20 protein-coding genes are annotated in these 25,889 nt (G+C 73.9%); 8 read left to right on the plus strand and 12 right to left on the minus strand.

Going from position 1 to position 25,889, the window contains the following annotated elements; genetic code table 11:
- The first annotated feature begins 21 nt into the window (after nucleotides 1-21).
- The 6 genes from CS0771_RS10540 (at nucleotide 22) to CS0771_RS10565 (ending at nucleotide 7,854) form a co-directional block, all read left to right on the plus strand.
- On the plus strand, nucleotides 22-465 hold the full coding sequence (locus CS0771_RS10540) for a DUF6325 family protein (protein WP_212840809.1): 444 nt from the start codon (nucleotides 22-24) through the stop codon (nucleotides 463-465).
- Nucleotides 465-722 carry an SHOCT domain-containing protein gene (locus CS0771_RS10545; RefSeq protein WP_244871336.1) on the plus strand — a complete coding sequence of 86 codons (258 nt, stop codon included), beginning with the start codon at nucleotides 465-467 and terminating at the stop codon, nucleotides 720-722. The genes CS0771_RS10540 and CS0771_RS10545 overlap by 1 nt, the downstream gene beginning before the upstream one ends.
- Nucleotides 722-2,461, plus strand: a complete 1,740-nt coding sequence (locus CS0771_RS10550; RefSeq protein WP_212840811.1) for a hypothetical protein — start codon at nucleotides 722-724, stop codon at nucleotides 2,459-2,461. Before CS0771_RS10545 ends, CS0771_RS10550 begins: the two co-directional genes overlap by 1 nt.
- Nucleotides 2,462-2,489: 28 nt before the next feature.
- The gene (locus CS0771_RS10555; RefSeq protein ID WP_212840812.1) at nucleotides 2,490-6,170 is read left to right on the plus strand and encodes an SCO7613 C-terminal domain-containing membrane protein; all 3,681 of its coding nucleotides are present in this window, start codon (nucleotides 2,490-2,492) and stop codon (nucleotides 6,168-6,170) included.
- A gap of 61 nt (nucleotides 6,171-6,231) precedes the next feature.
- On the plus strand, nucleotides 6,232-6,732 hold the full coding sequence (locus tag CS0771_RS10560; protein WP_212840813.1) for an SHOCT domain-containing protein: 501 nt from the start codon (nucleotides 6,232-6,234) through the stop codon (nucleotides 6,730-6,732).
- A 69-nt stretch (nucleotides 6,733-6,801) separates the two neighbouring features.
- Entirely contained in the window at nucleotides 6,802-7,854 is a 1,053-nt protein-coding gene (locus tag CS0771_RS10565; RefSeq protein WP_212840814.1) for an FHA domain-containing protein, read from the plus strand.
- Nucleotides 7,855-7,938: 84 nt separating this feature from the next.
- Here the strand turns inward: CS0771_RS10565 and rocD are convergent, their stop codons facing one another.
- Nucleotides 7,939-9,159: an ornithine--oxo-acid transaminase gene (rocD, locus tag CS0771_RS10570; RefSeq protein WP_212840815.1), complete on the minus strand. Its 1,221-nt coding sequence runs from the start codon at nucleotides 9,157-9,159 to the stop codon at nucleotides 7,939-7,941.
- A complete protein-coding gene (gene ddaH / locus CS0771_RS10575) occupies nucleotides 9,156-9,965 on the minus strand; it encodes a dimethylargininase (protein WP_212840816.1) in 810 nt (269 codons plus the stop codon). The genes rocD and ddaH overlap by 4 nt, the downstream gene beginning before the upstream one ends.
- Before the next feature lie 250 nt (nucleotides 9,966-10,215).
- On the opposite strand from ddaH, the gene CS0771_RS10580 reads away from it, so the two are divergent.
- Nucleotides 10,216-10,974, plus strand: coding sequence for an SDR family oxidoreductase (locus CS0771_RS10580; protein ID WP_212840817.1), 759 nt, complete (start codon nucleotides 10,216-10,218; stop codon nucleotides 10,972-10,974).
- Nucleotides 10,975-11,124: 150 nt separating this feature from the next.
- Nucleotides 11,125-12,687 (plus strand): CocE/NonD family hydrolase, encoded by a 1,563-nt coding sequence (locus tag CS0771_RS10585; protein ID WP_212840818.1) that lies wholly within the window; start codon nucleotides 11,125-11,127, stop codon nucleotides 12,685-12,687.
- A gap of 68 nt (nucleotides 12,688-12,755) precedes the next feature.
- Here CS0771_RS10585 and CS0771_RS10590 read toward each other — a convergent pair whose 3' ends face one another.
- From CS0771_RS10590 to CS0771_RS10635, 10 genes are all read right to left on the minus strand, one after another.
- Complete coding sequence (locus CS0771_RS10590; RefSeq protein WP_203742783.1) at nucleotides 12,756-13,169, minus strand: hypothetical protein; 414 nt, start codon at nucleotides 13,167-13,169, stop codon at nucleotides 12,756-12,758.
- Between the two features lie 40 nt (nucleotides 13,170-13,209).
- Nucleotides 13,210-14,409 (minus strand): YibE/F family protein, encoded by a 1,200-nt coding sequence (locus tag CS0771_RS10595; protein ID WP_212840819.1) that lies wholly within the window; start codon nucleotides 14,407-14,409, stop codon nucleotides 13,210-13,212.
- A 9-nt stretch (nucleotides 14,410-14,418) separates the two neighbouring features.
- On the minus strand, nucleotides 14,419-16,518 hold the full coding sequence (locus CS0771_RS10600) for a hypothetical protein (protein ID WP_212840820.1): 2,100 nt from the start codon (nucleotides 16,516-16,518) through the stop codon (nucleotides 14,419-14,421).
- A gap of 93 nt (nucleotides 16,519-16,611) precedes the next feature.
- Complete coding sequence (locus tag CS0771_RS10605; protein ID WP_212840821.1) at nucleotides 16,612-17,211, minus strand: ATP/GTP-binding protein; 600 nt, start codon at nucleotides 17,209-17,211, stop codon at nucleotides 16,612-16,614.
- On the minus strand, nucleotides 17,204-17,593 hold the full coding sequence (locus CS0771_RS10610; RefSeq protein WP_203742775.1) for a DUF742 domain-containing protein: 390 nt from the start codon (nucleotides 17,591-17,593) through the stop codon (nucleotides 17,204-17,206). The genes CS0771_RS10605 and CS0771_RS10610 overlap by 8 nt, the downstream gene beginning before the upstream one ends.
- On the minus strand, nucleotides 17,583-17,987 hold the full coding sequence (locus CS0771_RS10615; RefSeq protein WP_212840822.1) for a roadblock/LC7 domain-containing protein: 405 nt from the start codon (nucleotides 17,985-17,987) through the stop codon (nucleotides 17,583-17,585). The genes CS0771_RS10610 and CS0771_RS10615 overlap by 11 nt, the downstream gene beginning before the upstream one ends.
- Entirely contained in the window at nucleotides 17,984-20,206 is a 2,223-nt protein-coding gene (locus CS0771_RS10620) for a nitrate- and nitrite sensing domain-containing protein (RefSeq protein WP_212840823.1), read from the minus strand. Before CS0771_RS10620 ends, CS0771_RS10615 begins: the two co-directional genes overlap by 4 nt.
- Nucleotides 20,207-20,425: 219 nt before the next feature.
- On the minus strand, nucleotides 20,426-22,267 hold the full coding sequence (gene glgB / locus CS0771_RS10625; protein ID WP_212840824.1) for a 1,4-alpha-glucan branching protein GlgB: 1,842 nt from the start codon (nucleotides 22,265-22,267) through the stop codon (nucleotides 20,426-20,428).
- A gap of 64 nt (nucleotides 22,268-22,331) precedes the next feature.
- Complete coding sequence (locus CS0771_RS10630) at nucleotides 22,332-23,666, minus strand: glycosyltransferase family 4 protein (RefSeq protein ID WP_212845760.1); 1,335 nt, start codon at nucleotides 23,664-23,666, stop codon at nucleotides 22,332-22,334.
- A gap of 145 nt (nucleotides 23,667-23,811) precedes the next feature.
- Nucleotides 23,812-25,767, minus strand: coding sequence for an amylo-alpha-1,6-glucosidase (locus CS0771_RS10635; protein ID WP_212840825.1), 1,956 nt, complete (start codon nucleotides 25,765-25,767; stop codon nucleotides 23,812-23,814).
- Nucleotides 25,768-25,889 lie beyond the last annotated feature (122 nt).

Here is a 25,889-nt window from a genome sequence, read left to right on the forward strand (position 1 = left end):
AGGCTGGAGTGAGGGGGAGCAATGAAGAGGGGCCCGCTGGAGTTCGTGGTCGTCGAGTTCACCGACGGCTTCCCCGGGCGCCGTCTCGGCCCCGAGCTGCACCGCCTGGTCGACCAGGAGATCGTCCGGATCATCGACATGGTGGTGGTCGACCGCGCCGCCGACGGCACGGTCACCTCGCACGAGCTGAGCGAGTACGAGGGCGACGCCGAGTTCGAGGCGATCGACGCGGCCATCCAGGCGGTCGACGGGCTCATCTCCGAACAGGACGTGCAGGATCTCGCGGAGACGATCAGGCCCGGCGCCAAGGCGCTGGTGCTGCTGTTCGAGCACCTGTGGCTGAGCAGCCTGCGCGCTGTCATCGACGAGGCGGGCGGCGAGATCGTGATGGCCGAGCGCATCCCGGGACCGGTGGTGGACGCGATCGAGGAGGCCGCCGTGGCCGCGGGCGGGAGGCTGCCGTGATGCTGCGCCGGCCGCCGGTGGCCCGGCACGGGCCGGGCCTGCTGGGCACGGCCGCCCGCGCCTGCGCGGTGGCGGGGCCGACGGGCGGGCCGACCCCGTGGACGGACCGGGGGCGGCACGACGACGCGCAGCGCGAGGCCGCCCGGCAGGCGGTGCGCGAGCACCAGCGGCTCGGCGAGCTGGCCGACCTGCGCGCCGCCGGGGTGCTGACCGCGACCGAGTTCGCGGCCGCCAAGGCAAGGCTGCTGGGCTCGTGATGGAGGAGCCGGCACACGAGCCGTCGCGGACGGCCTGGGAGCAGCGGCTGGCCGGTGCCGAGGCGGGCGCCGAGCGAGCGCGTACGCCCGAGGCGCCGCCCGCCCCGCGGGGCCGCCCGGCGCGGACCGCGCGCTGGATCGGGGCGACGCTGCTCGCCCTGCTCGCCGGCGTGCTCGTGGTGGCGTCGGTGACGGCCCGCTACGCCCGCTCCGAGCTGCTCGACACCGACCGCTATGTGGAGACGGTCGCCCCGCTGGCCGGCGACCCGCAGGTGCAGGCGGCGATCACCGACCGGGTCACCCGCGAGATCATGGCGCGGCTGCCGCTGGAGAAGCTCGCCGGCGACCTCGCGGCCGCGGTGGACCTGCCGCGCGCACAGTCGATCATCGATCTGGTCACCCCGGCCGTCAGCTCCTGGCTGCAGAACCAGATCCACAAGGTGGTCGGTGAGGTGGTGACCTCGCCCCGCTTCTCCAGCGTGTGGATCGAGGTCAACCGCAGGGCGCATCAGAACGTGGCGGGCCTGCTCACCGGTGAGGGCGGCCCGATGCTGCAGGCCAAGGGCACCGACATCGTGATCGACCTGGGCCCGGTGCTCGCCGCCGCCCGGCAGGAGCTGGTCGATCGCGGTTTCGGCCTGGCCGCGCGCATCCCCGACATGTCCATCCCGTACACCGTCGCGCAGGTGGACCAACTCCCGGAGATCCAGCGCTACGTCCGGGTGCTCGACGTCAGCGCGACCTGGCTGCCGCTGCTCGCCCTGGTGCTGCTGGGCCTGACCGTGTGGGCCGCGCCCAACCGGAGGCGCGGGCTCATCCTCGGCCTGCTGATCAGCGCGGTGCTGCTCGGCGTCGCCCTCTTCGCCAACCAGGTGGTACGCGACCGGGTCATGCAGCGCGCGACCGAGCGCGGGCTCAACGCCGACGTCGCGCTGGACGTGTACGACACCCTGATCCGCTTCCTGCTCACCGCACTGGTGACGGTGCTGGTGGCGGCGCTGCTCGGGGTGCTGTGGGCGCTGCTGGCCGGGCCCTCGCGGCCCGCGGTGCTGCTGCGCCGCGGCGTCAACGCGATCGTCGACCGGGCCGTGGTGCCGCTGGCCCGGCAGCCGTGGGCGGTGCGCGCGGGCGCGTTCGTACGGCGTAACTTCCGCTGGTTCGCCGTCGCGGTGGGCGTGCTGGCCGCCTGGTGGCTGCTCGCCCGCCCGTCGGTCGCCACCGCGATCTGGGCGTTCGTCTGCGCCGCGATCGCCACCCTGCTGTTGACCATGGGCCGCCACATGCCCGCCACGGTGCTCGCCCCCGCGCCCGCCGGAATCCCGGGGGACGATGCCCCGACGCCGGCCACGCACCGGGACGTCATCGAGGCCGCGCCCGGCGGCGAGCCTTCCTCGGACGCGCCGACGGTGCGGTACGCGGTGCCGCCGGCCGTGGACGGGGTGACCGTCGTGGACGAACCGCCGCCCGCGCCACCGTTGGGGGAGGCGGCGGCACCGGCCGGCGAACCACCGCCGGCGAGCGACGAGACACCGGCACCGGCCGGCGAGCCGTCGACGCCGGGCGGCGGACCACCGGCACCGGCCGACGAACCACCCGTGTCGCCCGACGAACCGCCGGTCCGCGGCGGCGCGTCGGCGGTCCCGCCTGGCGGGGCTGCGCGCGCGGAGGATCGGCCGCGGAAGCCGCGCACCGGTTCTGCCAGCGGGAACGGAGCTGCGGACCGGCCGGGGGATTCCTGACTGGCGCGGCTGCGGCATGCTGTCGCGCATGGAGCCCGCGTCGACGTACCCCTGCCCCGTGTGCGGCCAGACCGCCACCCTGGCCGGACCGTGCCCAGGGTGCGGGCGCGCGCCCGATGCGAACGCCGCCGCGGTGCTCGCGCACGACGCGCGCATCGCGGCGCTGGTGCCGCAGGTGGAGCAGGCGCGTAGCGCGTACGAGTCGCTGTCGGCGCAGCTCGCGCAGGTCCGCCGAGATCGGGAGCTGCACGCCACGGCGGTGCGCACCGCCGTCGCCCGCGAACGCGCGCACCAGTCCACGCTGCTCACCCTGCCGCCGACCACGGCCACCCGCCCGCCCGCCGCGGGGACGGCACTGCCGCCGCACGCCGGGCGCGGCCCGGAGTCCTCGCCGCGTACCGTGCAGAACCTGCTGTTCGTGCTGGGCGGGCTGCTGCTGGGCATCGCCGCGATCGTGTTCACCGCGGTGGCCTGGGCGGCGTTCGACGTCACCGGCCGGGCGCTGATCCTGGGCGTGCTCACCCTCGGCATGCTGGCCGTGCCGCCGCTGGTACGCCGCCGCGCGCTGACCGGCACCGCCGAGACCTTTGCCGCGCTGGGCCTGCTGCTGGTGGTCCTCGACGGGTACGCCGTCTGGTACGTCAACCTCGGCGGCGTGGCCGACACCTGGGACCCGGCCTTCTACGCGGGCGCCGTCGCCGCCTTCACCGCGCTGCTCGGGTACGGCTACGCGCGGGCCGTCGGCACCGCCGCCACCCGGTTCGGCGCGCTGCTCACCGCGCAGCCCGTGCTGCCGCTGCTCTTCGTGGAGTCCTCGATCGACATCGCGGGCTGGTCCGCGGTCTTCCTGGCGGTCGCGCTCGGCGACCTCCTGCTCTACCGCGCCCTGCACACCCCGGCTACCGCCCCCGCTTCGGGCGCCCTGTCCGCCACCGCGCCGGCTGCCGACGCGGCCGCCGCACCGAGCTCCGCCGCCGTTGACGGGACCGGTATCGCGGCCGCCGGGGTGAATGCCGAGCCGGGCACGGCCGCTGCCGCAGGGACCGGCGACCTGACCACGGGTGCGGCCGGTGGTCCTGCGCGGGCCGGGGATGAGCCGCGGACCACCGCGCCGACCCCGCCGGCCGGGCGGGCGGCGCTGCGGGTGCTGGCGATGCTCGGCTACTGCGGCGCGCTCGTGGTGGGTGCGGTGGTCGCGCTCTTCGCGTGGCTGCTGGGCACGGATGTGGACACCGCGGCGACCGGTGGGCTGGTGCTGCTGGCCGCGGCCGGGGTGCTGGCCGCCGGGCTGTGGCAGGTCACGGGGAGCGCGACCGGGTTGAGCCGCGCGGTGGCGGGTGCCCTGCTGACGCTGGCGCTGGCCGCTGCGGTGGCCCGCCCGGCGCTGGTGCTCTGGCCGGACTACCAGTTGCTGGTGGTGGCGAGCGCGGCGGCCCTGGTCGCGGCTCTGGCCGTGGGGCTGCGGCGGCGGCTGCCCGAGCGGCTGTCCACGGTGGCCGACGGCGTGCGCGTCGGCGCGCTCGTCGCGCTGTGCGTGCCCGCGCCGCTGGTCGCGGGCTGGGCGCTGCTGATCGGCTGGCGGTCCGTCGTGGACGCCACGCCCTGGTGGGACGCGGTGCACGTGCCGTTCGACGGGTCGTACTCCTGGCAGCCGCTGGTGGCGCTGGTGCTCACGGCCGGGGCGGCCTGGGCGCTGACCAGGCTGCCGGTGCGCGCCTGGGTGACGGCCGCGACCCTGGTGCTGCTCGCGCTGGCGCTGCCGGACAACCCGGCGCTCAGCTCCTGGGCGCCGCTCGTGATCGACCTGGTGGTGGCGGCCGGTGCGCTGGCGATCGCGCTGCTGCTGCGCCGCAACGGGGCGCTGTGGGGCGGCGCGGCCGCGCTGCTGGCCGCGCACGCGCTGCTGGTCGGGGCGCGCTCGCCCGTGCACTCGGCCGTGGCGCTGTCCGCGGTGGTGCTGCTCGGGCTGGCTGCGGCCGCGGTGGCGCGGACGCGGACCGGCGCGCCCTTCCTCGTCGGCGGGTCGGCCGGGGCGGTGGCGCTCGCGCTGCTGCCGCCCGCGGTGCACAGCGTGGTGGCCGCGGCGGGCGTCGACGATCTGTGGGCGCGGCGGGCGATGCTGGCCGCGGCCGTGCTGACGCCGCTGTGGGTGTACCTGTCCCCGGCCCGGCTGCGCGACTTCGCGGTGGTCGGCGGGCTGGTCGGCGCGCTGTGGGCGCTGCCCGCCGCCTGGGGGCAGGACGCGCAGTCCGTCTACGCGGCGCTGTGCACGCTCGCCCTGGCGCTGGTGGGCGTGCAGGCGCGGTGGGCGCGGGCCGAGCTGCCCGCCCAGGGTGTGCTGGCGCTGACCCTGCTGATGTGCGGCGAGGCGCTGCACCGCGTCTTCATCGCCCCGCTGAGCTGGCTCACCCGGATCTGGGCCGGTGACCCGGTGGGCACCGGGCTTGCCGCGTACCCGGTCGACCCGCTGCCATGGGCTCCCGCGATCGCACTGTTCCTGCTGGTGCCCGCGGTGGCGTTCTGGTTCTGGCGGCCGGGTCGAGGGCCGTCGGCGGAACGCGAGGCACCGGCGGAGGGCAGGATCCCGTCCAGCCTCCGCCCGGCCCTGGCGGCGGCGGGCCTGACCACCGGGGTCGCCGTGCTGGTCGCGCTGGCCGCCGCGGGCGCGCCCTGGCCGACGGTCAGCGCGGTGCAGCTGGTGCTCGGCACGGCGCTGCTGGTGCTGGTCGCGCTGCGCCCGGCCGGGGTCCTGACGCTGCCCGGCGGCCTCTACGGGCTGCTGCTCACGGGGGTCGGGCTGGCCGGGCTGCTGGCCGAGAAGTGGTCCACCATCGCCGGGCTGGCGCTGGTGACGGTCGCACTGAGCGCGGTCGCGGTCGGCGCACGGGCCCGTGCCGCGCGCACGGCGGGCTGGCTGTCCGGCGCGGCCGTGAAGGTGCTGCTGGCGATCGCCGTCGGCGAGGCCGCCGAGCTGCGCACCGAATTCACCGCGTACCTGGTGCTCGGGGTTGCGGCGCTGGTGCTGGGGCTGGCGTACGCGCCGTTCGTGCGCGAGCAGCGGGCCGCGGCCGAGGCGGCGGCGCACTCGGCCGCGCTGGTCGCGCTGACCCTGTGCCACGGCCAGGGCCGCCCGAGCGCGCTGGTGCTGGCGCTGTGGGGCGTGGCGGCCGGGCTGACCGTGCTGCGCGCTCCGGCGGGGGAGCGGCTGGTCCGCGCGGCCGCCGCGGCGGTGCTGGAGGCACTGGCCTGGTGGGTGATCCTCTTCGCCGAGGGCGTGGGCCTGCTGGAGGCGTACACGCTGCCGGTGGCGCTGCTGGCGGTCGGCGTCGGCTGGTACGCCGCGCGCCGCCGCCCGGAGCTGTCGAGCTGGCTGTTCGCCGGGCCCGCGCTGGCGGCGGCGCTGCTGCCGAGCCTGGCCGGGGCGCTGACCGACGAGGGCGGCACGCCGCTGCGGCGGCTGCTGCTGGGCGCCGGGGCGCTCGCGGTGACCGTGTTCGGCGCGGTCCGGCGGCTGCAGGCGCCGGTGCTGCTCGGCGGCGCCGTGCTGCTGGTGCTGGCGCTGCACGAGCTGCTGCTGGTGTCGCGGCTGCTGCCGACCTGGGTGCCGATCGCGGTGGGCGGCGCGGTGCTGCTCGCGCTGGCCATCACGTACGAGCGCAGCCGCCGGGACGTGGCTCGCCTGCGGGCCGCGGTGGGCCGGATGCGGTAGTTCTCTCCCCGCCGGCAGCTCTGCCCGACAGAATGGGCGTAGTTGCTACAAAGGGGGAAAGATGGACTTCTGGGATGTCTTCTGGCTGTTGCTGATCTTCATCCCACTGCTGCTGATCTGGGCCTTCGCGATCATCGACATCTTCCGGCGCGACGACCTGTCCGGCTGGCTCAAGGCGCTGTGGATCGTGATCGTGATCCTGATGCCGTTCCTCGGCACCCTGATCTACCTGATCTTCCGGCAGCCCGGGGCCACCCCGCAGGAGCGGAAGGCGATGGACGAGGCCAGCCGCGAGTTCGTGGCGAAGTACGCGCCGACCGACACCGCGCAGCAGCTCAGCCTGTTGTCGGACCTGCACGACCGGGGCAAGCTGACCGACGCCGAGTTCGCCGCCGAGAAGGCGCGGGTGCTCGACGCGGCGCGGGCGGCCGGACCGGCCACGCCCGCCGGCGGACCGGCGCCCGTGCCGGGCACCCCGCCGGCGCCGCCCACCGTGCCCCCGCCGCCTCCGCCGAGCAGCACGCCGCCGACCCGGCCGGCCGGATTCGGCCCGACCGCATAGACCACCGCCTGTGACCTAGCCATCTTGCGGGTTGCGGCAGGTCGCGCCGCGAACCTAGGGTCTGTCCCTATGAGGTTCGAGGTCAGTCAGGTGCTGGATGCGATCGAACGGCGGCTGGGCACCGACCCGGGGCTCGCCGCGGGCGTGCTCGACGTGGCTGAGTTGATCTACTGTGCCGACCTGGACGGCGGCCGCCCCGCCAACCTGGTGCGGCTGGGCATGGTGGTGGACGCGCTGGCGCGCCAGGTCGGCGAGGAGCACGTCTCGGCGTACTGCGTCGTCGACAAGTCCCTGCTCTCCAACCAGGACCTCACCTCCAACGAGCGTATGGTCATGCGCCGCTGGGCCGACGACGGCGTGGTCGAGGTGGTGCCCGGTGCCGCGCCGCGTGTCATCGAGGTCTCCGAGCTGACCGGCCTGCCGATCATCTCCCGGGTGCTGCCCGCGGTGTGGTCGCCGCTGCCCGGCGCGGGCGGCACCGTGCTGCAGCCACGCGGCCCGATGCCGTCGGGTCCGTCCCCGGTCGGCCGCCAGCTGATGGCCCGCTGGTGGCACTGCCCGGATCCCGACTGCGCCAACTTCGGCCCGGCCCGCCGCGGCAGCGGCCAGCCCGTGCCCCGCCTGCGCAACGGCCAGCCCGTCTGCGGCCGGCACGAGGTGCCGCTCGGCGACAACGGCCCGCGCCCGCCGCAGCAGGTGCTCGCGGTGCGGGTGGACGGCGTGATCCGGACCCGTTTCGTGGTGACCGCGGCCGGTCCGGTCGTGGTGGGCCGCGCGCCCGACGGCGGGCAGGGGCAGGTCGGCGTACAGCTCGGCCCGTGGCTGAGCGAGGACGCGCGGGCCAAGGTCAGCCGCGCTCACGTGTCGATGGCGCTGACCCCGCAGGGCGTCTCGGTGACCGACCTGAGCATGAACGGCACCCTGGTCCGCCTCGGCGGCGCGGCCGACGGCGAGCTGCAGCTCAGCCGCGGCGCCAGCCGCCAGCTCGGCGTCTCCGACATCGTCGAGCTGTTCCCCGGCGTCGAGATCGGCCGCGTCGGCGCGCTGGCCAGCAGCCGCCCGATCGACAGCTCCTCGATCATGTCCGACGCCCCCACCATGACCTTCCGCCCCGGCTTCTAGAAAGGAAGGGCACCTTCTGCAACGGCTCAGCACGGATTCCGTTGCAGAAGGTGCCCTTCTTGACCTCGCCCCCTCAGGCGCTGGTCACGCGGCGCCGATCACCTCGGCGAGCTGGCGTACCGCCCAGGAGATCTCGTCCTCCTCGATGACCAGCGGCGGGGCCAGCCGGATCGTGGTGCCGTGGGTGTCCTTGGCCAGCATGCCGCGCGCCATCAGCTTCTCCGACGCCTGGCGGCCGCTCATCACGCCCGGGTCGATGTCGACCCCGGCCCACAGCCCGCGCCCGCGGACCGCGGTCACGCCCCGGCCCATCAGCGCGCGCAGCTGCTCGTGCAGCAGGCCGCCCAGCTCGGCCGAGCGTTTCTGGAACTCGCCGGTCTCCAGCAGCTTGACCACCTCGATGCCGACCGCGCAGGCCAGCGGGTTGCCGCCGAAGGTCGAGCCGTGCTGGCCGGGCTGGAGCACGCCGAGCACCTCGCGGCTGGCCGCGACGGCGGAGACGGGCACGATGCCGCCGCCCAGCGCCTTGCCCATGATGTGCATGTCCGGCCGGACGTCCTCGTGGTCCACCGCGAACGTGCGCCCGGTGCGGGCCAGGCCGCTCTGGATCTCGTCGGCCAGGAACAGCACGTTGCGCTGGCTGCACAGGGCCCGTACGCCGGACAGGTAACCGTCCGGCGGGACCAGCACGCCCGCCTCGCCCTGGATCGGCTCCAGCAGCACCGCGACGGTGTAGTCGTCGACCGCGCCGGCCAGCGCCTCCAGGTCGCCGTAGGGCACGATCTCGAAGCCCGGGGTGTACGGGCCGAAGTCGGCGCGCGCGTCCTCGTCGGTGGAGAAGCTGATGATCGTCGTGGTGCGGCCGTGGAAGTTGTCCGCCGCCACGATGATCTTCGCCTGCCCGTCCGGCACGCCCTTGACCTGGTAGCCCCACTTGCGGGCGACCTTGATCGCCGTCTCCACGGCCTCGGCGCCGGTGTTCATCGGCAGCACCAGGTCCTGGCCGGTGAGCGCGGCCAGCCGCTGGCAGAACTCGGCGAACTGGTCGTGGATGAACGCGCGGCTGGTCAGCGTGAGCTTGTCCAGCTGCGCGTGCGCGGCGGCGATCAGGCCGGGGTGCCGGTGGCCGAAGTTCAGCGCCGAGTACCCGGACAGGAAGTCCAGGTAGCGCCGCCCGTCGACATCGGTGACCCAGCAGCCCTCCGCCTCCGCGATGACGACCGGCAGCGGGTGGTAGTTGTGCGCCGTGTACCGCTCCGCCTCGGCTACCGCGGAGGGCGTACGGCTGTCGACGATCGAGTTCATGAGCGCAGCTCCAGGGTGCAGCACTTGGGTCCACCACCGGCCAGGCGCAGCTCGGAGACGTCCACTCCGATCGGCTCGTAGCCGGCCTTGCGCAACTCCTCCGCGAGGTGGGTGGCCTGGACCGGCAGCACGACGTTCACGCCGTCGCTGACCGCGTTGAGTCCCAGCACCTCGGCATCCTCGATATTAGCGATCACGGCGTCCGGGAACAGCTGACGCAGCACACTCTGGCTGCCCGGCGAGAACGCCTCGGGCAGGTACGCGATGTTCGCCGGCTTGCCGTCGGTGCCCGTGGACAGCACCGCGAGCGCGGTGTCCAGGTGGTAGAAGCGCGGGTCCACCAGCTGCAGGGTGATCACCGGGCGGCCGAAGACCTCCTGCACCTCGGCGTGCGAGGCGTGCGCGGTGCGGAAGCCCGTACCGGCCAGGACGTACTCCCCGGCGAGTAGGATGTCGCCCTCACCCTCGTTGACGTGCTTGGCGTCGTGCACCTCGTACCCGGCGCGGTCGAACCAGTCGCGGTAGGCCGGGCCCTCGTCGGCGCGCTCGGCGTGGCGGAACTGGGCGGTGAACATCCGGCCGTCGATCACAGTGCCGCCGTTGGCGGCGAAGACCATGTCGGGCAGGCCGGGCACGGGGTCGATGAGCTCGATCTGATGGCCGAGGTTCTCGTACGTGGCCTTGAGGCTCTCCCACTGGCTGATCGCCAGGGTGGTGTCGTACGGCGCGGCCGGGTCCATCCAGGGGTTGATCTTGTAGGTGACGGCGAAGTGGGTGGGCCGGCACATCAGAAAGCGCTTCTGCATGATCTAACGCTAAGGGCGGAGATCGCAGCGTAACCATCATTCGGCCATGCGCATGACCTTGGTTTCTTGCGCATTTCACCGTGTCGACCAACGATCCGTTGCGTCAACATCCACTCGCGCGTTCGGCGGTGCGCCTCCCCGTGCCTCCGACGCTAGCGCGCCGCCGCTCGCGACGCGATCCCGCGCGCTCGCGGCGCGCCGGAAGCGGGCCGGTTCCGGAGCGCGCTGAACTGTCGTTAAAGTGCGGCGCATGACTGACAGCCAGCAAGTAGCGATCGTCACCGGTGCCGCCCGGGGCATCGGCGCCGCCACGGCCGTGCGGCTCGCCGCCGACGGGTTCGCCGTCGCCGCCGTCGACCTCGCCGAGGAGAACTGCGCCGACACCGTCGCGGCGATTTCGAAGGCGGGCGGCCGGGCCATCGCGGTCGGCGCCGACGTGTCCGACTCCGCCGCCGTGGACGCCGCCGTCGCGCACGTCGCGGCCACCCTCGGCGCTCCCGCCGCGCTGGTCAACAACGCCGGGGTGCTGCGTGACAACCTGCTGTTCAAGATGACCGACGCCGACTGGGACACCGTCATGTCGGTGCACCTGCGCGGGGCGTTCCTGTGCAGCCGGGCCGTGCAGAAGTACATGGTCGAGCAGAAGTACGGCCGGATCGTGTCGCTGTCCAGCACGTCCGCGCTCGGCAACCGGGGCCAGGCCAACTACGCCGCCGCTAAGGCCGGCCTGCAGGGCTTCACCAAGACCCTGGCCATCGAGCTGGGCCCGTTCGGCATCACCGCGAACGCGGTCGCGCCGGGCTTCATCGTCACCGAGATGACGGCCGCCACCGCGGCGCGCGTGGGTGTCGACTTCGAGGCGTTCCAGGCCGCCCGCGCCGCGGAGACCCCGGTGCGCCGGGTCGGCCGCCCCGAGGACGTCGCGCACGCCATCTCCTACCTGGTGAGCGAGGGGGCCGGCTTCGTCACCGGCCAGGTGATCTACGTGGCGGGCGGGCCGCGCGGCTGACCCTCCGGACGTTGGCCTGTCCCTCGGCGGCCAGCCCGGATAGGCCAACGTCCATAAAAAGCTACTCGCGGGTATTGTGATCTAGCTCACGGCATGGTTACCTCTCGGTAACTTCGTCGCAGCACCGCTGACACCCCCGCGAGGTGCACCGTGAGGAGATCCCTGTCCCTCCTGGCGGTGGCCGTCCTGGCCGCCACCACCTGGGCCGTTCCCGCCCAGGCCGCCCCCACCACCGGTTTCCGCTTCATCGACATCGCCGCCCCGGACGGGGTGGTGCTCAAGGCCAACGTCATCGAGCCGACCAGCCCCGGCCGCCATCCCGCCGTGGTCTTCCCGTCCAGCTGGGGCCTCAACGACCTGGAGTACGTCGCCCAGGCCAGGGCGCTCGCCGAGGGCGGGTACACCGTGCTCTCGTACACTCCGCGGGGCTGGTGGTCCTCGGGCGGCGAGATCGACACCGCCGGGCCGAAGGACATCGCCGACGCGTCCCGGGTGCTCGACTGGCTCGTCGCGAACACCACCGCCGACGCGTCGCGCATCGGCATGGCGGGCGTCTCCTACGGCGCCGGCATCAGCCTGATCACGTCCGCGCACGACGCCCGGGTGCGGGCCGTGGCGGCGCTGTCCGGCTGGAGCGACCTGGTCGCCTCCCTCTACGGCGGCGACACCAGGCGGCTGCAGTCGTCGGCGCTGCTGGTCGGGGCGGCGGCGCTGCTCGGAGACACCAGCGCCGAGTTCGACGCGGTCATCGCCGACTTCTACGCCAACCGGAACATCCCCGGGGTGAAGGCGTTCGCGCAGGCGCGCTCGGCCGCGGCGTACCTGCCCGCGCTCAACGCCAACCGCCCGGCGGTGCTCATGGCCAGCGGGTACGGCGACATGATCTTCCCGCCCAACCAGCTCGTCGACTTCCACGGGGCGCTGGCCGGGCCGAAGCGGCTGGAGTTCGCGCCCGGCGACCACGCCATCCCGGAGCTGACCGGCCTCGCGGGGCTGGACAACCACGTGTGGACCTCGGTGCGGCGCTGGTTCGACCGGCACCTGTCCGGCATCGCCAACGGCATCGACACCGAGCCGCCGGTGGTGCTGCGCTCGATGACCGGCGGGCCGGTCGAGGCATACCCGAACTGGGCCGCGACCAGCACCACCACCCGCCGGTACGGCCTGGGCGAGGTCAACTGGCTCACCGGCACCGGCGAGCTGGGCGGCACCGCGACGACCGGCTGGTCCCGGCGGACCTGGTTCAACGACGACACGGTCGCCGCCGGGGGCGTGGTGCTGCTGTCCAACGGTCTGCAGGCGCTCACCGGCATCCCGCCGACGGCCTGGCTGCCCGCGGTGGACCGCGACAACGCCGGGGTCTGGCTGGGCGACACGGCGAGCAGCACGGTACGCATCCGCGGCAGCGCCACGGTGCACGCCCGGTTCACCCCGACCGAGCGCAGCGGCACCATCGTGGCGTATCTCTATGACGTCGACGCGCTGGGCACCGGCCGCCTGATCACCCACGCGCCGGTCTCCTGGCTGGACGCCGCCGCGAACACGGCCCGCACGGCCGACATCCGGATGCCCGCGACCAGCTGGGACGTGCCCGCCGGGCACCGCCTCGCGCTGGTGATCGACGGCCACGACGGCCTCTACCTCGACGAGAACGCCTGGCTCGGCTCGGTCGCCTTCTCCGGCCAGTCCTGGCTCGACCTGCCCACCCGCTGACCCCCGCGGGCACGGCTCCCGCCATGTCGTACCAGGACGTGGCGGGAGCCGTGATCAGTGGTGGGAGGTCATTCGGCGATGGAGCCGCGGGGTGGGACGACGAGGCCGTAGATGACGAGGATGCAGAGGGCGATGTTGACGATCGACCAGAACGGGTAGACCGGCAGGTAGAGCATCTGGAGCAGGGCGGTCGCCCCGGCCAGGCCGATGCCCGCGCCGCGCGCCCATTCCTGCCCGGCCAGGATGCCGGCGCCGACGGCGATCAGCACCGCGCCGAGGATGAGGTGCAGCCAGCCCCAGGTGTGCAGGTTGAACAGGTACAGCTCGCCACCCGTGGAGGTGGCGTAGGCGGCGTACCGGTCGTTGACGATCGCGAAGATTGCCTCCACCACGTTGAACACCCCCAGCAGCAGGATCATCAGACCGGAGAAGGACAGCCAGCCCGACCCGATGCGATCGGTCGCTTTCGCCACGGTCGACATAGCACCCACCTTCGTGCGAAACGGACGAAGCACCTTCACGTTATCCCTGCATAGGCCGCTGCTCGGGCGGAACGGCGGAAACCCGGTGCCGGTGCGCGCGGGAGATCGCCCAGGCGGCCAGCGCGGTCGTGATGGGAACCGCCGCGATCAGCCCCAGCGTGCCCACCACGCCCCGCACGATCTCCGCGGCCATGACCTGCGTGGCGAGCACGTCGCGGGTACGCGTGCCCGCGGTGACCAGCAGCAGCATCAGCGGGAGGGACGCGCCCGCGTACGCCAGGATGATGGTGTTGACCACGGAGGCGACGTGGGAGCGGCCCACCTTGATCGCCGACCGGTAGAGGCGGCGGGCGCTCAGCGTGGGGTCGGCCAGCGACAGCTCGCCGACGATGGCCAGCTGGGTGATGGCGACGTCGTCGAGCACGCCCAGGGTGCCGATGATGATCCCGGCCAGCAGCAGGCCCCGCAGGTCCACCCCGGCGAGCACGTTGGTGAGGATCGCGGCCTCGTCCGAACCCGCGCCGGTGAGGTGCAGCAGGTGGGTGCAGAGCAGGCCGAGCAGCCCGGTGAGCACGAGCGCGGCGAGCGTGCCGAGCACCGCCATGGACGTGCCCACGCTGACGCCGTGGGTGAGGTAGATGACCGCGAACATGATCACGGCGGAGCCCACGATCGCGACGGCCAGCGGCGGCTCGCCGCGCTGGATGGCGGGCAGGATGAACAGCAGCAGCACCCCGAAGCTGACCGCGAGCCCGACCAGGCTGGCCACGCCGCGCCAGCGGGCGAAGCCGATCACGGCCGCGGCGAACAGGGCGACCAGCGCGAGCAGCCAGCCCCACCGGTCGTGGTCGACCACGGCGTAACGCTGCCCGCCCTGCGCGTCGGGCGACGAGATCAGCACGACCTTGTCGCCGACCGCCACCTGGGGCGCGCTGGGTCCGGTCGGGACCACCGCGTCCACCGTCTCGCCGCCGACCCGCACCTGCGCGGTGCCGCAGTCGCCGCCCGGCTGGGCGGGCACCTCGCGCGGGCAGGGCGGGGTCGCCGCGACCACCTCGCCGTGCAGGCGGGCCATGGTGTCCGAGGGCTGCTGCGCCGTCTCGCCGCGCGGCCAGAGCACGATCAGCCCGATCAGGGTGGCCACCACCAGCGGCACGATGACCAGCGTGACTATCCGGCGCAGGTCCGGTGGCGCGGGTGGGAGCGTCTCGCTGGGCTCGTGGCTGTGACCGGCTCCCATGTGCCGAAACTAGCCCGCGAACCCCTGGCAGTAGGCGCCTTTGGTCGCCTTGCCCGAACCGGTGACCAGGATGGTGTACCGGTGGCCGTCGTCGGCGTAGGTGACGAGCACCCGCCCGTCGGGTGCGACGGCGATCCCGGCCTGGCGCGGTTCCAGCTCGATCGGGGCCAGTACGGTGCGCCGCTCCGCGCCGGTTGCGCCGGGCGGGCACTGCCACAGCACCAGCCGCCGCCCGGGGAGGCTGCCGGTGAGCGCGCCGGCGTCGGCGGGGACCGGCTCGACGGCCAGGCCGAAGCGGGCGTTCCCGGTGATCAGTGCGACGGGGTGGGCGGCGGAGTCGTCCAGGAAGGGCACCGCCGCCAGGTGCGGCGTGCCGTCCGCGCCCGTCACGGCCACGGCGGGCGCGGCGGCGTCGGCGGGTGCGGTGGCGGTGGCGGTGCTGCGGCGTACCTCGTCGCAGTCGGCGTCCGCGCAGGTGACCACGTGTGCGACGGCTCCGGCGGGGTCGCGCAGCAGCACGGTGGGCCGGTCCTGGGCGTCCAGCGTGAGCCGCAGCAGCGGCGCGGGCGCGAACCGGCCGTCGGGCAGATCGAGGCTGAGCGGCAGCGTGGCGAGCACCTTCAGCGAGCGGGTGGTGCAGTGGACGGTGCCGCACCGGGTGACCGCCAGCTGCACCCGCGCCTTGCCGTCGGCCGCGGGCAGCAGCGGGCGGGCGGTGGCGACCACGATCGCGCCGTCCGCCCCGGCCGCGACCGCGAGCTGCGCCTCGTCCTCGTCGCCGCCGCTGTGCCAGCGGGTGATGCCGTCCTCGCAGGTGCCCGGCTTCGGCTTGGCGTCCGCCGGGGCCCAGGGCGCCGAGCAGCGCTGCAGCTGCACCGCGTCGTCGCCGTCGGTCTTGATCACTCCCGGCATCTCGCGGCCCCGGATTCCCGCCGCGACGACGGTGCCGTCGGCGGTGACGGCGGTCGCGCCGTACGGGCCGCCCAGCATCAGCGGCTCCGAGGACTGGGAGACGACCGCCGCGCAGGCGTCGTCGAGGCACCAGTGCGGGCCCCAGGAGGTCACCACCACAGGGTGCCCGCCCTGGGGCCAGGCCGTGACCAGCACGTCGCCGCTCCAGGACACCTCCTTGCGGGTGGCGCGCGGGCCGCCGAACGGGTCGCCCACCACCACCGCGCCGCCGGCGAGCGCCGGAGCCAGCAGCAACGCGATCGCCCCGGCGCCGGCGGCCCGGCTTGGGGCGGCGGGGGCGGACAGCTCGGCCAGCAGCCGGTCCACCTCGTCCAGCGACACCTCGGGGCCCGGCCGCCCGGCACGGCGCCGCAGGTAGACGTCCGCGAGGGTTCGGGACTGCAGGAATGCGGCAGCCGCCAGGCCCAGCGCTTCCAGCGGCACGGCAGCGGCGGGCGCGCGCATGGCGATCGTCTCGGCGAGCGCGGTGGCCACCAGCGGCAGCACCACCACGCCGAGCAGCAGCGAGACGCCGGTGCGCATCAGCCTGCCCGCGGCCAGCGCGTGCGCGTGCGCCAGGCGGTTGCCCGCGCCGTCGCCGAGCACGATCGCCGGGATCACCAGCAGCCGCGTGGCCAGCACGATCAGCACCGGGGCGAGGACGAACGGCGACATCGCGGCCAACTCGGGGACGGATGCGCGCGCTCCGAGCATGCTCAGCGCCGCGCCGCCGAACAGCATGAGCCCCTGCGCGGCGATCACGACGAGCAGCAGCATCACCATGAGCCAGGGCAGCCGCCGGACGGCGACCCGCAACGCGGCCCACGGCGACACGTGCCGCCCGCGTTGGCCGCCCGCCGCCACGACCGTGCCCGCCGCGAACGCGACGATCCAGCCCACGGCGACCAGCAGCCTGCCCGCCCAGCCCGCAGCCTCCGCCGGATCGGGCAGCAGCGCGCCGTCCAGGACTGTGGTGCCGGTCCCGCTGGTGAACACGCCGATCAGCTCCCGCAGCAGCAGCGCGGGCGCCAGCGCCACGGCGATCACCACGAGCAGGGCCCGCCGGTCCCGCCGGGCGGGCCGCACCGGTACGGGTGTTGGGGTGGGGCCGGGCGGCAGGGGCGGCGAGGGCGGGCGCGGTGCGGTCGTCGTCGGCACGCCCAGCAGCGTAGCGGCGGCGCGCCTGGGCCACCGTCCCGTCGGGAGGGCGGTCGGGCCGCCACCGGCGGCGGCTCGGAGCCTGCGCGGTGCTCAGCCCGGCGTGCCCACCGCCGTGTGCGCCTGGCCCAGCGTGATCGCCCGGACGTGCTCGATCAGGGTCACCAGCACCTCCCGGCCGGAGCGCCGGTCCCGCGCGTCGCACAGCACCACCGGCACGTCCGGATCCAGCGACAGCGCGTTGCGCACCGCCGGGATCTCGAACTGCTGGTTGCCGTGGAAGCAGTTCACCGCGACCACGAACGGGACCCGGCGGCGCTCGAAGTAGTCGATCGAGGGGAAGCTGTCGGCCAGGCGCCGGGTGTCGGCCAGCACGACCGCGCCCAGCGCGCCGATCGCCAGCTCGTCCCACAGGAACCAGAACCGGTCCTGGCCCGGGGTGCCGAACAGGTACAGCACCGCGCTGTCGCCGATGGTGATCCGACCGAAGTCCATGGTGACGGTGGTGGTGCGCTTGGCCTCCACTCCGGACAGGTCGTCGGAGTGGGTGCTCGCCGAGGTCAGCACCTCCTCGGTGTGCAGGGGCAGGATCTCGCTCACCGTGCCCACCATTGTCGTCTTACCCGCGCCGAACCCACCTGCGACCAGGATCTTTATCGCAGTGGGAACGGACCGGGCTCGGTCGTCACGCATGACGGAGGCCAAGGATCACCGCCTGGAGGATGTCGTCGTCCGGGACGTGGCCGGGGGCCACAGCGGGCGCCATGCGGATGACGGCGCCCTCGTCGAGCAGGTCGGCGAGCAGTACCCGGACCACACCGAGGGCAAACCCGGCGCGGGAGGTGAGTTCGGCGACCGAAATCGGTTCACGGGCGTGCTCGAGCAGCGCCCGGTGTTCAGGTTGCAGATGCACGGCGTTGCGGCGCTGCCCCGCCGGTGCCGCCACCACGTAGGTGACGAGGTCGAACAGGCCCGCGCCGGGACGTGCCCGGCCGCCGGTGACGGCGTACGCCCGCACCAGCGGCCCGGCGTCGGCGTCGAGCCACTGGTGCGCATCGTCGTGGTCAGCGCGCATGGGCCGAGGTCGGCCGGGGCTGGGTGCCCAGGCTGTGGCCGATGCGCTCGACGACCATGGCCATCTCGTAGGCGACCATGCCGATGTCGGAGTCCGCGTCGCTGAGCACGGCGAAGCAGCTGCCCTCACCGGCGTCGGTGACCAGCAGGACGGCGTCCTCCATCTCGATCACGGCCTGGCGCACCGGCCCCGCCTTGAAGTGCCGGCCCGCGCTGCGGGACAGGCTGGCGAAGCCGGCCGCGATCGCGGCCATGTGGTCGGCGTCGGCCTGGGACAGGTCCCGGGACGCGCCGCGCAGCAGCCCGTCCACGGAGAACACGACGGCCCGCCGCGCCGCGGGGACGCGGTCCACGAAGTCGTCGAGCAGCCAGTCGAGGCTCGCGGGAGTGTTCATTGGGTCGGCTCCTCTGGCGTCGGCACCACTGTGGGGGAGTCAGCGGCGTTCGGGGGCGCGGCGGGGACCGTCGCGGCCGTCCGGCCCCGGTGCGCACCGGCCAGCAGCGACGTCAGGAAGTTGCGGGTGCGCTCGGCGGGGCGCGGCGGCTTCTCACCGGACGGCTCGCCGGCGCGCAGCGGCACCACCGGCTCCGCGCGCAGCGGCGCGGCCAGGTGCGTCTGCGGCGCGCGGACCGGCAGCTCGGCGGGGGTGGCCGGGTCGTCGGACGAGATGACGTCGACCTTCATCGGGACCTCGGCGGCGGGCGCGGCCGGTGCGGCGGGCAGCGCGCCGGCGGGCGGTGCGGCCGGGGTGACCTGCGGCAGCGGGCTCTGCCCGTCGACGACCAGGTCACGGGGGAGCAGCACGACCGCGGTGAGCCCGCCGTACGGGGACGGGCGCAGGGTGACCCGGATGCCGTGCCGGGCGGCCAGCCGGGCCACCACGAACAGGCCCAGCCGCGAGCTGTGCGCCGGGTCGAAGTCCGGCGGGTCGGCCAGCCGCGCGTTGGCCTCGTCGACCGCGGCGGACGGCATGCCCACGCCCCGGTCCTCGATCTCCACCGCGTATCCGTTCGGCAGCAGCTGCCCGCTGACCAGCACGTTGGTGTCGCGGGGGGAGAACGCGGTGGCGTTCTCCAGCAGCTCCGCGAGCAGGTGCACGACGTCGCTGACGGCGCGGCCGCGCAGCGACAGCTCCTGGCCGGGCACGACCGTGATCCGGGTGAACTCCTCCACCTCGGACACCGCCGAGCGCACCACGTCGTGCAGCGGCACGGGGTGGCGCCAGCCCCGGCCGGGCACCGCACCGGCCAGGATGACCAGGTCCTCCGCGTGGCGCCGCATCCGCGCGCCGAGGTGGTCGATGCGGTAGAGGTCCTCCAGATCCTGCGGGTCGGAGACCCGGCGCTCCATCGCGTCCAGCAGCGCGAGCTGCCGGTGCAGCAGCAGCTGGCTGCGCCGGCCGATGTTGAGGAAGACCTGGTTGAGCCCGGCCCGCAGGGTGGCCTCCTGCACCGCCGAGCCCACGGCGGTGCGCTGCACCTCGGCGAACGCGTTCTCCAGCTCGTGCAGCTCGTCCTCGACCGCGGTCGGCGGCGGCACCTCGGCGTCCACGTCGACCGTGTGCCCGGCCCGCAGCCGGGCGACCACGTCGGGCAGACTGTGCCCGGCGACGTGCAGCGCCCGCTCGCGCAGCGCGTTGATGCGGGCGATGACCGAGCGCGCCACCCGCAGCGAGACCAGCGCCAGCACCACGATGACCACCAGCCCGACGCCGCCGGCCAGGCCCAGCTGGAGCAGGATCGCGGTGGCGGCGGGCATGGTCGCGCTGATGGTGCGGTCGGCCGCCGCGGACTCCAGCGCGTACAGCCGCCCGTCCACCGTGGTGTAGTCGGCGGCCCACTGGCCCGCGTCGACGGCCGGCACCGGCTTGGTCAGGTCGGCCAGCCGCTCCTCGATCGCGCGCAGGCGCAGGTATGCCGCGCTGTCCAGCACGCCCTGGTAGGACGCGCGATCGTCGGGGTGCAGGTGACGCGTGGCGGTGTCGTGCGCGCGCCGCTGCAGCGCGATGATCCGGACGGCCTCGGCCCGCTCCGCGGCGGTCAGCGGGCCGAGGCCGACGGCCGCCGAGATCAGGGCATTCTCCCGGGCGTACAGCTCGCGTGCCTCGGTCAGCGCCAGCACGGTGGTGGCCTGGCGGTTCAGCTCCGCGTCGTCCAGCCCGGACACCGAGCCGTAGAGGCCGAACGCCCGGTCGATGATCCCGCTGTAGAGGCGCAGGATCTGGACCCGGTCGTACTGCCGGGTGTCCACCACGGCGCGGCCCAGCGGCAGCTCCTCCAGCGCCTTGCCGACCGCCGTCAGGTGCTGCCGGATGAGCGGGCCCGCCGCGTCGCGTGCCTGCTCGCTCTCCGTCATCCGGCGGAACTCGGCCAGCGCCGCGTCGGTGCCCGCACGCTGGTCGGCCAGCTCCACCTGCGCGCCGGTGCTGCCGACGAAGCGCACCGACAGCGCGCGCTCCGCCTGGAGCTGGGTGACCAGGTCGTAGGCGGGCTTGCCGAACAGGTCCACCCCGGACTTGACGTCCATCAGGTTGGTGGCGGCGCCGAGCGTGATGCTCGTGCTGAACAGCCACATGCCCGCGAGCGGCACCAGGGGCACCAGCAGGAGCAGCATCACCCGAGATCTGATCGACCAGCTTCGCCGGGGGAAGACGCGTCGCATGCTGACCTCGAATGCGTGCCGGGGGTGGGAACCACGCGGGGGAATCGTGGAAATACTACTGATCTCACGGCCCCGGCACATCTGGCGGTGGGCAGTTGTTCACGAGGTAGCACATGAAAACGCGATGACCGGCACCGATGCCGGTGCCGATCATCGCGCTGACCGCCGTCTTCACGCGGGGACGAACCACACCGCCGCGTACGGTCCGACCGCGACGGTCGTGTATCCGTCGGCGTCGGTGCGTACCCGCCCCATGTTGCCCACGCCCGAGCCGCCGTAGCTCTCGCCGTCGGTGTTGAGCACCTCCAGCCACGCGCCCGGCCTGGGCAGCCGGATCCGGTGCTCGTGCAGCGGGATGCCGGAGAAGTTGGCCACGCAGGCCAGCAGCTTCTTCGACGTCTTGCCGTGGCGTACGAAGGAGACGGTGTTGGTGCCCGAGTCGTGCGGGTCGATCCAGCTGAACCCGCCCGGCTCGGTGTCGCGGGCCCACAGCGCGGCGCTGTCGCGGTAGATCCGGTTCAGGTCGCGCACCAGGTCCCGCACGTCGCCGTGGTAGTCGGCGTGCGCCCAGTCCAGCCCGAACTGCTCGCTCCACTCCGACTCCTGGGCCAATTCCGCACCCATGAACAGCAGTTTCTTGCCGGGGAAGGCGTACATGTATCCCAGCAGTCCGCGCAGGCCGGCCAGCCGCTGCCAGCGGTCGCCGGGCAGCTTGCCCATCAGCGAGCGCTTGCCGTGCACCACCTCGTCGTGGCTGAGCGGCAGCACCCAGTTCTCGTCGAAGGCGTAGCAGCTGGGCCAGGTGAGCTGGTGGTGGTGGTAGCTACGGTGCGCCGGGTCCTTCTTGACGTACTCCAGCGTGTCGTGCATCCAGCCCATGTTCCACTTCATGCCGAAGCCCAGGCCGCCCCACTCGACCGGCTTGGACACGCCGGGCCAGGCCGTCGACTCCTCGGCGATCATGATCACGCCGGGCTGGTCGGCGTACACCGAGGTGTTCAGCTCCTGGAGGAAGGACACCGCCTCCAGGTAGGTGTTGCCGCCGTCGACGTTGGGCGTCCACTGCCCGGGCTGCCGGGAGTAGTCGAGGTAGAGCATGGAGGCGACGGCGTCCACCCGCAGGCCGTCGACGTGGAACTCCTCGCACCAGTAGCGCGCGTTGGCGATGAGGAAGTTGCGCACCTCGCGGCGGCCGTAGTTGAACACCAGGGTGCCCCAGTCGGGGTGCTCGCCCCGCTGCGGGTCCTCGTGCTCGTAGAGCGGCGTGCCGTCGAAGCGGGCCAGCGCCCAGTCGTCCCGGGGGAAGTGGGCCGGCACCCAGTCCAGCAGCACCCCGATGCCGGCCTGGTGCAGCCGGTCCACCAGGTGGCGGAACTGGTCCGGGTCGCCGAAGCGGGCGGTGGGGGCGTAGAAGCCGGTGATCTGGTAGCCCCACGAGCCGCCGAACGGGTGCTCCATCACCGGCAGGAACTCCACGTGGGTGAAGCCCAGGTCGGTGACGTAGTCCACCAGCTCGTCGGCCAGCTCCTTGTAGGACAGGCCGGGCCGCCACGAGCCGAGATGCACCTCGTAGACGGCCATCGGCCGGGCGTGGTGGTCGGCCTTCTTCGCGCGGCCGGCCAGCCACTTGTCGTCGTTCCAGGTGTACGCGGAGGAGAAGAGCACCGAGGCGTTCTCCGGGGGGCACTGCGCGGCGACCGCGAGCGGGTCGGACCGGTAGGTCCAGCGCCCGTCGGCGCCGTGCACCCGGTAGCGGTAGCGCTGCCCGGCGGCCGCCTGCGGCACCGTCACCGCCCAGACGCCGCTGCCGCCCTGCGGGTGCATGGTGATGCCGTCGTCCGGCCACCAGCCCGAGAAGTCGCCGATGACCTGCACTTCGCGGGCGTTCGGCGCCCAGACGGCGAAGCGCCAGCCCTCGCCGCCGTCCACCGGGTTGGCCCCGAGCACCTGCCAGAGCCGCTCGTGCCTGCCCTCGCCGATCAGATAAAGGTCGAGATCACTTATCAGGTTCATCGGTTCCCCTTCGCGCCGCGGCTGGCCTCCCGTTGACCAACGAACGGAGATCGGAAAGAAACGGTCACCGCAGCAGGTTTCCGTCGGGTACGACGATCAGCGGGCGGTCGCCGCCGGCCTGCTCGGCCAGGCGCTCGGCCTGGAACGAGGGCTCCTGCGCGATGGCGTTGCGGTACGCCTGCGCCGTGGTGGCCGCGATGGTCTGCCAGCCGTAGCGCTTGGACACCATGCTCAGCGCGCGCTTGGCGATCTGCTTGGCCTTCACCGGCTCGGCCAGCAGCGTGCCCACCGCGCCGGCCAGCGCGTCCGGGTCGCTGTGCGGGAAGGTCATGCCGGTCACGCCGGGCTCGACGATCTCGGCCAGGCCGCCGGTCGCGGCCACGGCCAGCGGTGCGCCCGCCGCGGCGGCCTCCAGCGCGACCATGCCGAACGGCTCGTAGAGCGAGGGCACCACGGTCGCATCGGTCGCCGCCAGCACGGGCGGCAGCTCGCGCTCGGACAGGAAGCCGATGAAGCTGATGGTCTTCTCCAGCTTCAGCTCGTGCGCCGCCTCGACCAGCTGCTCGCGGTAGGGGCCGTCACCGGCGATGACCACCCGCAGGCCCGGGTGCTCGTCGGCCAGCTGCGGCACCGCGTCGACGAGGTGCTGCACGCCCTTCTCGTAGACCAGCCGCCCGGCGAAGCCGACCAGCGGGCCGTCCCCGGCGAACCGGGACCGAGCCTCCTTGACCTTCTGCGCGGGCGCCTTCCAGACCCGGCCGTCGACCCCGTTCGGGATGACGTCGACCTTGCCGATGGGCAGGTTGAGCAGCCGGGTGACCTCCCAGCGCATGTACTCCGAGCAGACCAGCACCCGGCAGGCGCGGTGGCCCAGCCACCACTCGACGGAGTGGATGCTCTTGTTCAGGTCCTCCGGCAGCCAGCCCTGGTGCCGGCCGGCCTCGGTGGCGTGGATGGTGGCGACCAGTGGCTTGCCGAGGTGCTCGGCCAGGGTGACCGCGGTGTGCGTGACCAGCCAGTCGTGGCCGTGGATCACGTCGTAGTCATCGGCCTCGGCGGCCCGCAGCGCCGCCCGGGTGAGGGTGTGGTTGAACGCCATGGTCCAGGCCAGCAGCGTCGGCGTGGCCAGGGGGAACAGCGGCGGATCCTCGGGCGCGCGCACGATGCGCACCCCCTGTACGCCGGGCACCGGCGGGGGAGCGTACTCCTCCAGCGGCGCGCCGGGCGCGTGCCGGGTGACCACGGTGACGTGGTGCCCGGCCATGACGAGCGAGTTGGCCAGCGCGTGTACGTGCCGGCCTAGCCCGCCGACCACAACCGGCGGGTATTCCCACGACAGCATCATGATCCGGAGCGGCTTCGCTGCCGACGCCGGACCCGATGGGACGGGAAGGTTCATGGTCATGCGGCCCCCTCGCAGACAACCCGGGCACACGGAACTAGGCACCGGACACTCGGTGCCTGTACGCCATTGGGGTTGTACAAAGTCTGACTGATACCGATTTCGGACTGGGGACCTTTTGTTTCGTGTCTGTTACGCTCTGCTACTGGTCGGTAGACGTGAGGTGATTACGCAAGGTCTCGGCCACGCTCCACGCCTGGAACGGGCATGCCGTCGCCCGGTGCGGGGCGGCCCCGTCGGCGGTCTCGCTGACCGAGCCCAGGCCGTGGTCACCCAGGTGCGCGACCAGGCCGGTGCCCAGGTCGCGGGTGGACAGTCCGGCCCTGCGCAGCGCGTCGCCCAGCGGCCCGATCAGCCACGGCCACACCGTGCCCTGGTGGTACGCCTGGTCGCGGCTGCGCAGGTCACCGTCGTGGTATGGCCGGTACGCCGGGTCGGCCGGGTCGAGGCTGCGCAGGCCGAGCGGAGTGAGCAGCGCGTCGGCGATCCGGCGCAGCACCACCGGATCCGGCTCCATCGGCGCGTACGGCAGCGAGTAGGCCAGCAGCTGGTTCGGCCGCAGCGCGGCGTCGTCCGGGTCGAGCACGTCGTACAGGTGCCCGGCCGGGGCGGGGAAGCGCCGCCGGAACGCCGCCTCGGTCACCGCGTGCCGCCGCCGCACGTCGTCGGCGTGCCGCCCGGCCCGCTCGCGCAGCACGGCCAGCGCCGCCAGCCCGTTGCACCACAGCGCGTTGATGTCCACGGCCTTGCCCGCCCGCTGCGTCACCGGCATGCCGTCGACGCGCGCGTCCATCCAGGTCAGCGCCTCGCCGTCGGCGCCCTGCACGAGCAGCCCGTCGCTCTCGTCCACCTTGATGCCGTAGCGGGTGCCGCGCAGGTGCGCCGCCAGCACCTCGTCCAGCGCGGGCAGCAGCTCGGCGGCGAGGTCCTCGTCGTCGGCGGCGCGCACGTGCCGCTCGACCGCGTGCAGGAACCACAGCGTCGCGTCGGCGGTGTTGTAGCCGACCGCGCCGCCGTCGGCCGTGTTGGCCAGCATGCCCTCCGACAGCGTCGCCGCGTACTCCCGCAGCAGCTCCCGACCCTGCTCGGCGCGCCCGGTGGCCAGGAACAGGCCCTCGTAGGACGTCATCGTGTCCCGCGACCACGCGCCGAACCACGGGTAACCGGCCACCACGTCCGGCCCGTTCGCGGTGGTCACCACGAACGCGTCCGCGGCCAGGGTCAGCGCCGCGGTCACGGTGTCGGCCGCCCCCGAGGTCAGCGACCAGCGGCGGGCCCGTTCCGCTTCGACGATCTCCGTCGCGGGCGGCGGCTCGGCGCCCAGGTCACCGGCCCAGGCGGTCACCTCCAGCGCGTCGCCGGGCTCGCTGAGCACGGCGGTGAACCGGCCCGCCAGCAGCAGATCCTCGTTCGGCACGTAGCCCCGCGCGGCCTCCATCCGGTGGTGCACCCCGTGCAGCCAGGTCCCGTCCGGCGACCAGCACGCCCCGTCACCCGGCGGCGCGGTGGCCGCGCCGTTCGGCGCCGGTGCGGGCACGCCGCCCCGCGTGAACGCGCCGCGCAGCCGGTAGGCGTCGGCCACCACCGAGCCGCCTGCGACCTGCTGCACGGGCAGGTGACCGGCGTGGCGCTCGCCATGCTGGTCGCGCCAGGTGCACAGCGCCTCCAGGGACAGCTCGACCGGGCCACCGCTGACCAGCCGGTCGATCACGGCCACGCAGGAGCTGCCGTGCCGCACCGCCAGCTCGCGCTCCAGCACCGTCGGGCCGATCCGCCAGCGCCACCGGGGCAGGCCGTCGACCAGGGCGAACTCCTCCAACAGCAGGTGGCCCTGCGGGGCGATGGCGCCGTCCGCCCACTCGTGCACGGCCAGCCGGATCGGCGCGCCGCCGCCGACGCGTACCACCGGATCCAGGGCGGCCAGGCCGACGTGGCGGGCCGCCGGCGTGTCGCCCGCGACCACCAGCAGTGCGTGATAGCGCCGGGTGCGCAGCCCGCTGACCGTGCCCATCGCGTAACCGCCGCGGCCGTCGGCCACCAGCCACTCCCGTGCCGCGCCCAGGGCGAGGTCACCGCATACCTGCGTACCGAATCGCATGGTGACGACTCTGGCAGAAAACCGGGGCAATCGGGATACCGATCACGCGACTCCGCCAAAGTTACGCAGAGGTGTAACAAAGCGGGGCGACAATGATCCCGTGGGCGGCAGCGAGGAGATGG

It is taken from the genome of Catellatospora sp. IY07-71, from assembly GCF_018326265.1.
In the GTDB taxonomy this organism is placed as follows: domain Bacteria; phylum Actinomycetota; class Actinomycetes; order Mycobacteriales; family Micromonosporaceae; genus Catellatospora.

What these genes read in the sequence shown, in the direction of transcription:
- CS0771_RS10540 (WP_212840809.1), top strand. Translation starts at nt 22, where the DNA reads ATGAAGAGGGGCCCGCTGGAGTTCGTGGTCGTCGAGTTCACCGACGGC.
- CS0771_RS10545 (WP_244871336.1), top strand. Translation starts at nt 465, where the DNA reads ATGCTGCGCCGGCCGCCGGTGGCCCGGCACGGGCCGGGCCTGCTGGGC.
- CS0771_RS10550 (WP_212840811.1), top strand. Translation starts at nt 722, where the DNA reads ATGGAGGAGCCGGCACACGAGCCGTCGCGGACGGCCTGGGAGCAGCGG.
- CS0771_RS10555 (WP_212840812.1), top strand. Translation starts at nt 2,490, where the DNA reads ATGGAGCCCGCGTCGACGTACCCCTGCCCCGTGTGCGGCCAGACCGCC.
- CS0771_RS10560 (WP_212840813.1), top strand. Translation starts at nt 6,232, where the DNA reads ATGGACTTCTGGGATGTCTTCTGGCTGTTGCTGATCTTCATCCCACTG.
- CS0771_RS10565 (WP_212840814.1), top strand. Translation starts at nt 6,802, where the DNA reads ATGAGGTTCGAGGTCAGTCAGGTGCTGGATGCGATCGAACGGCGGCTG.
- rocD (WP_212840815.1), bottom strand. Translation starts at nt 9,159, where the DNA reads ATGAACTCGATCGTCGACAGCCGTACGCCCTCCGCGGTAGCCGAGGCG.
- ddaH (WP_212840816.1), bottom strand. Translation starts at nt 9,965, where the DNA reads ATGCAGAAGCGCTTTCTGATGTGCCGGCCCACCCACTTCGCCGTCACC.
- CS0771_RS10580 (WP_212840817.1), top strand. Translation starts at nt 10,216, where the DNA reads ATGACTGACAGCCAGCAAGTAGCGATCGTCACCGGTGCCGCCCGGGGC.
- CS0771_RS10590 (WP_203742783.1), bottom strand. Translation starts at nt 13,169, where the DNA reads ATGTCGACCGTGGCGAAAGCGACCGATCGCATCGGGTCGGGCTGGCTG.
- CS0771_RS10595 (WP_212840819.1), bottom strand. Translation starts at nt 14,409, where the DNA reads ATGGGAGCCGGTCACAGCCACGAGCCCAGCGAGACGCTCCCACCCGCG.
- CS0771_RS10605 (WP_212840821.1), bottom strand. Translation starts at nt 17,211, where the DNA reads ATGCGTGACGACCGAGCCCGGTCCGTTCCCACTGCGATAAAGATCCTG.
- CS0771_RS10610 (WP_203742775.1), bottom strand. Translation starts at nt 17,593, where the DNA reads ATGCGCGCTGACCACGACGATGCGCACCAGTGGCTCGACGCCGACGCC.
- CS0771_RS10615 (WP_212840822.1), bottom strand. Translation starts at nt 17,987, where the DNA reads ATGAACACTCCCGCGAGCCTCGACTGGCTGCTCGACGACTTCGTGGAC.
- CS0771_RS10620 (WP_212840823.1), bottom strand. Translation starts at nt 20,206, where the DNA reads ATGCTGCTCCTGCTGGTGCCCCTGGTGCCGCTCGCGGGCATGTGGCTG.
- glgB (WP_212840824.1), bottom strand. Translation starts at nt 22,267, where the DNA reads ATGAACCTGATAAGTGATCTCGACCTTTATCTGATCGGCGAGGGCAGG.
- CS0771_RS10630 (WP_212845760.1), bottom strand. Translation starts at nt 23,666, where the DNA reads ATGAACCTTCCCGTCCCATCGGGTCCGGCGTCGGCAGCGAAGCCGCTC.
- CS0771_RS10635 (WP_212840825.1), bottom strand. Translation starts at nt 25,767, where the DNA reads ATGCGATTCGGTACGCAGGTATGCGGTGACCTCGCCCTGGGCGCGGCA.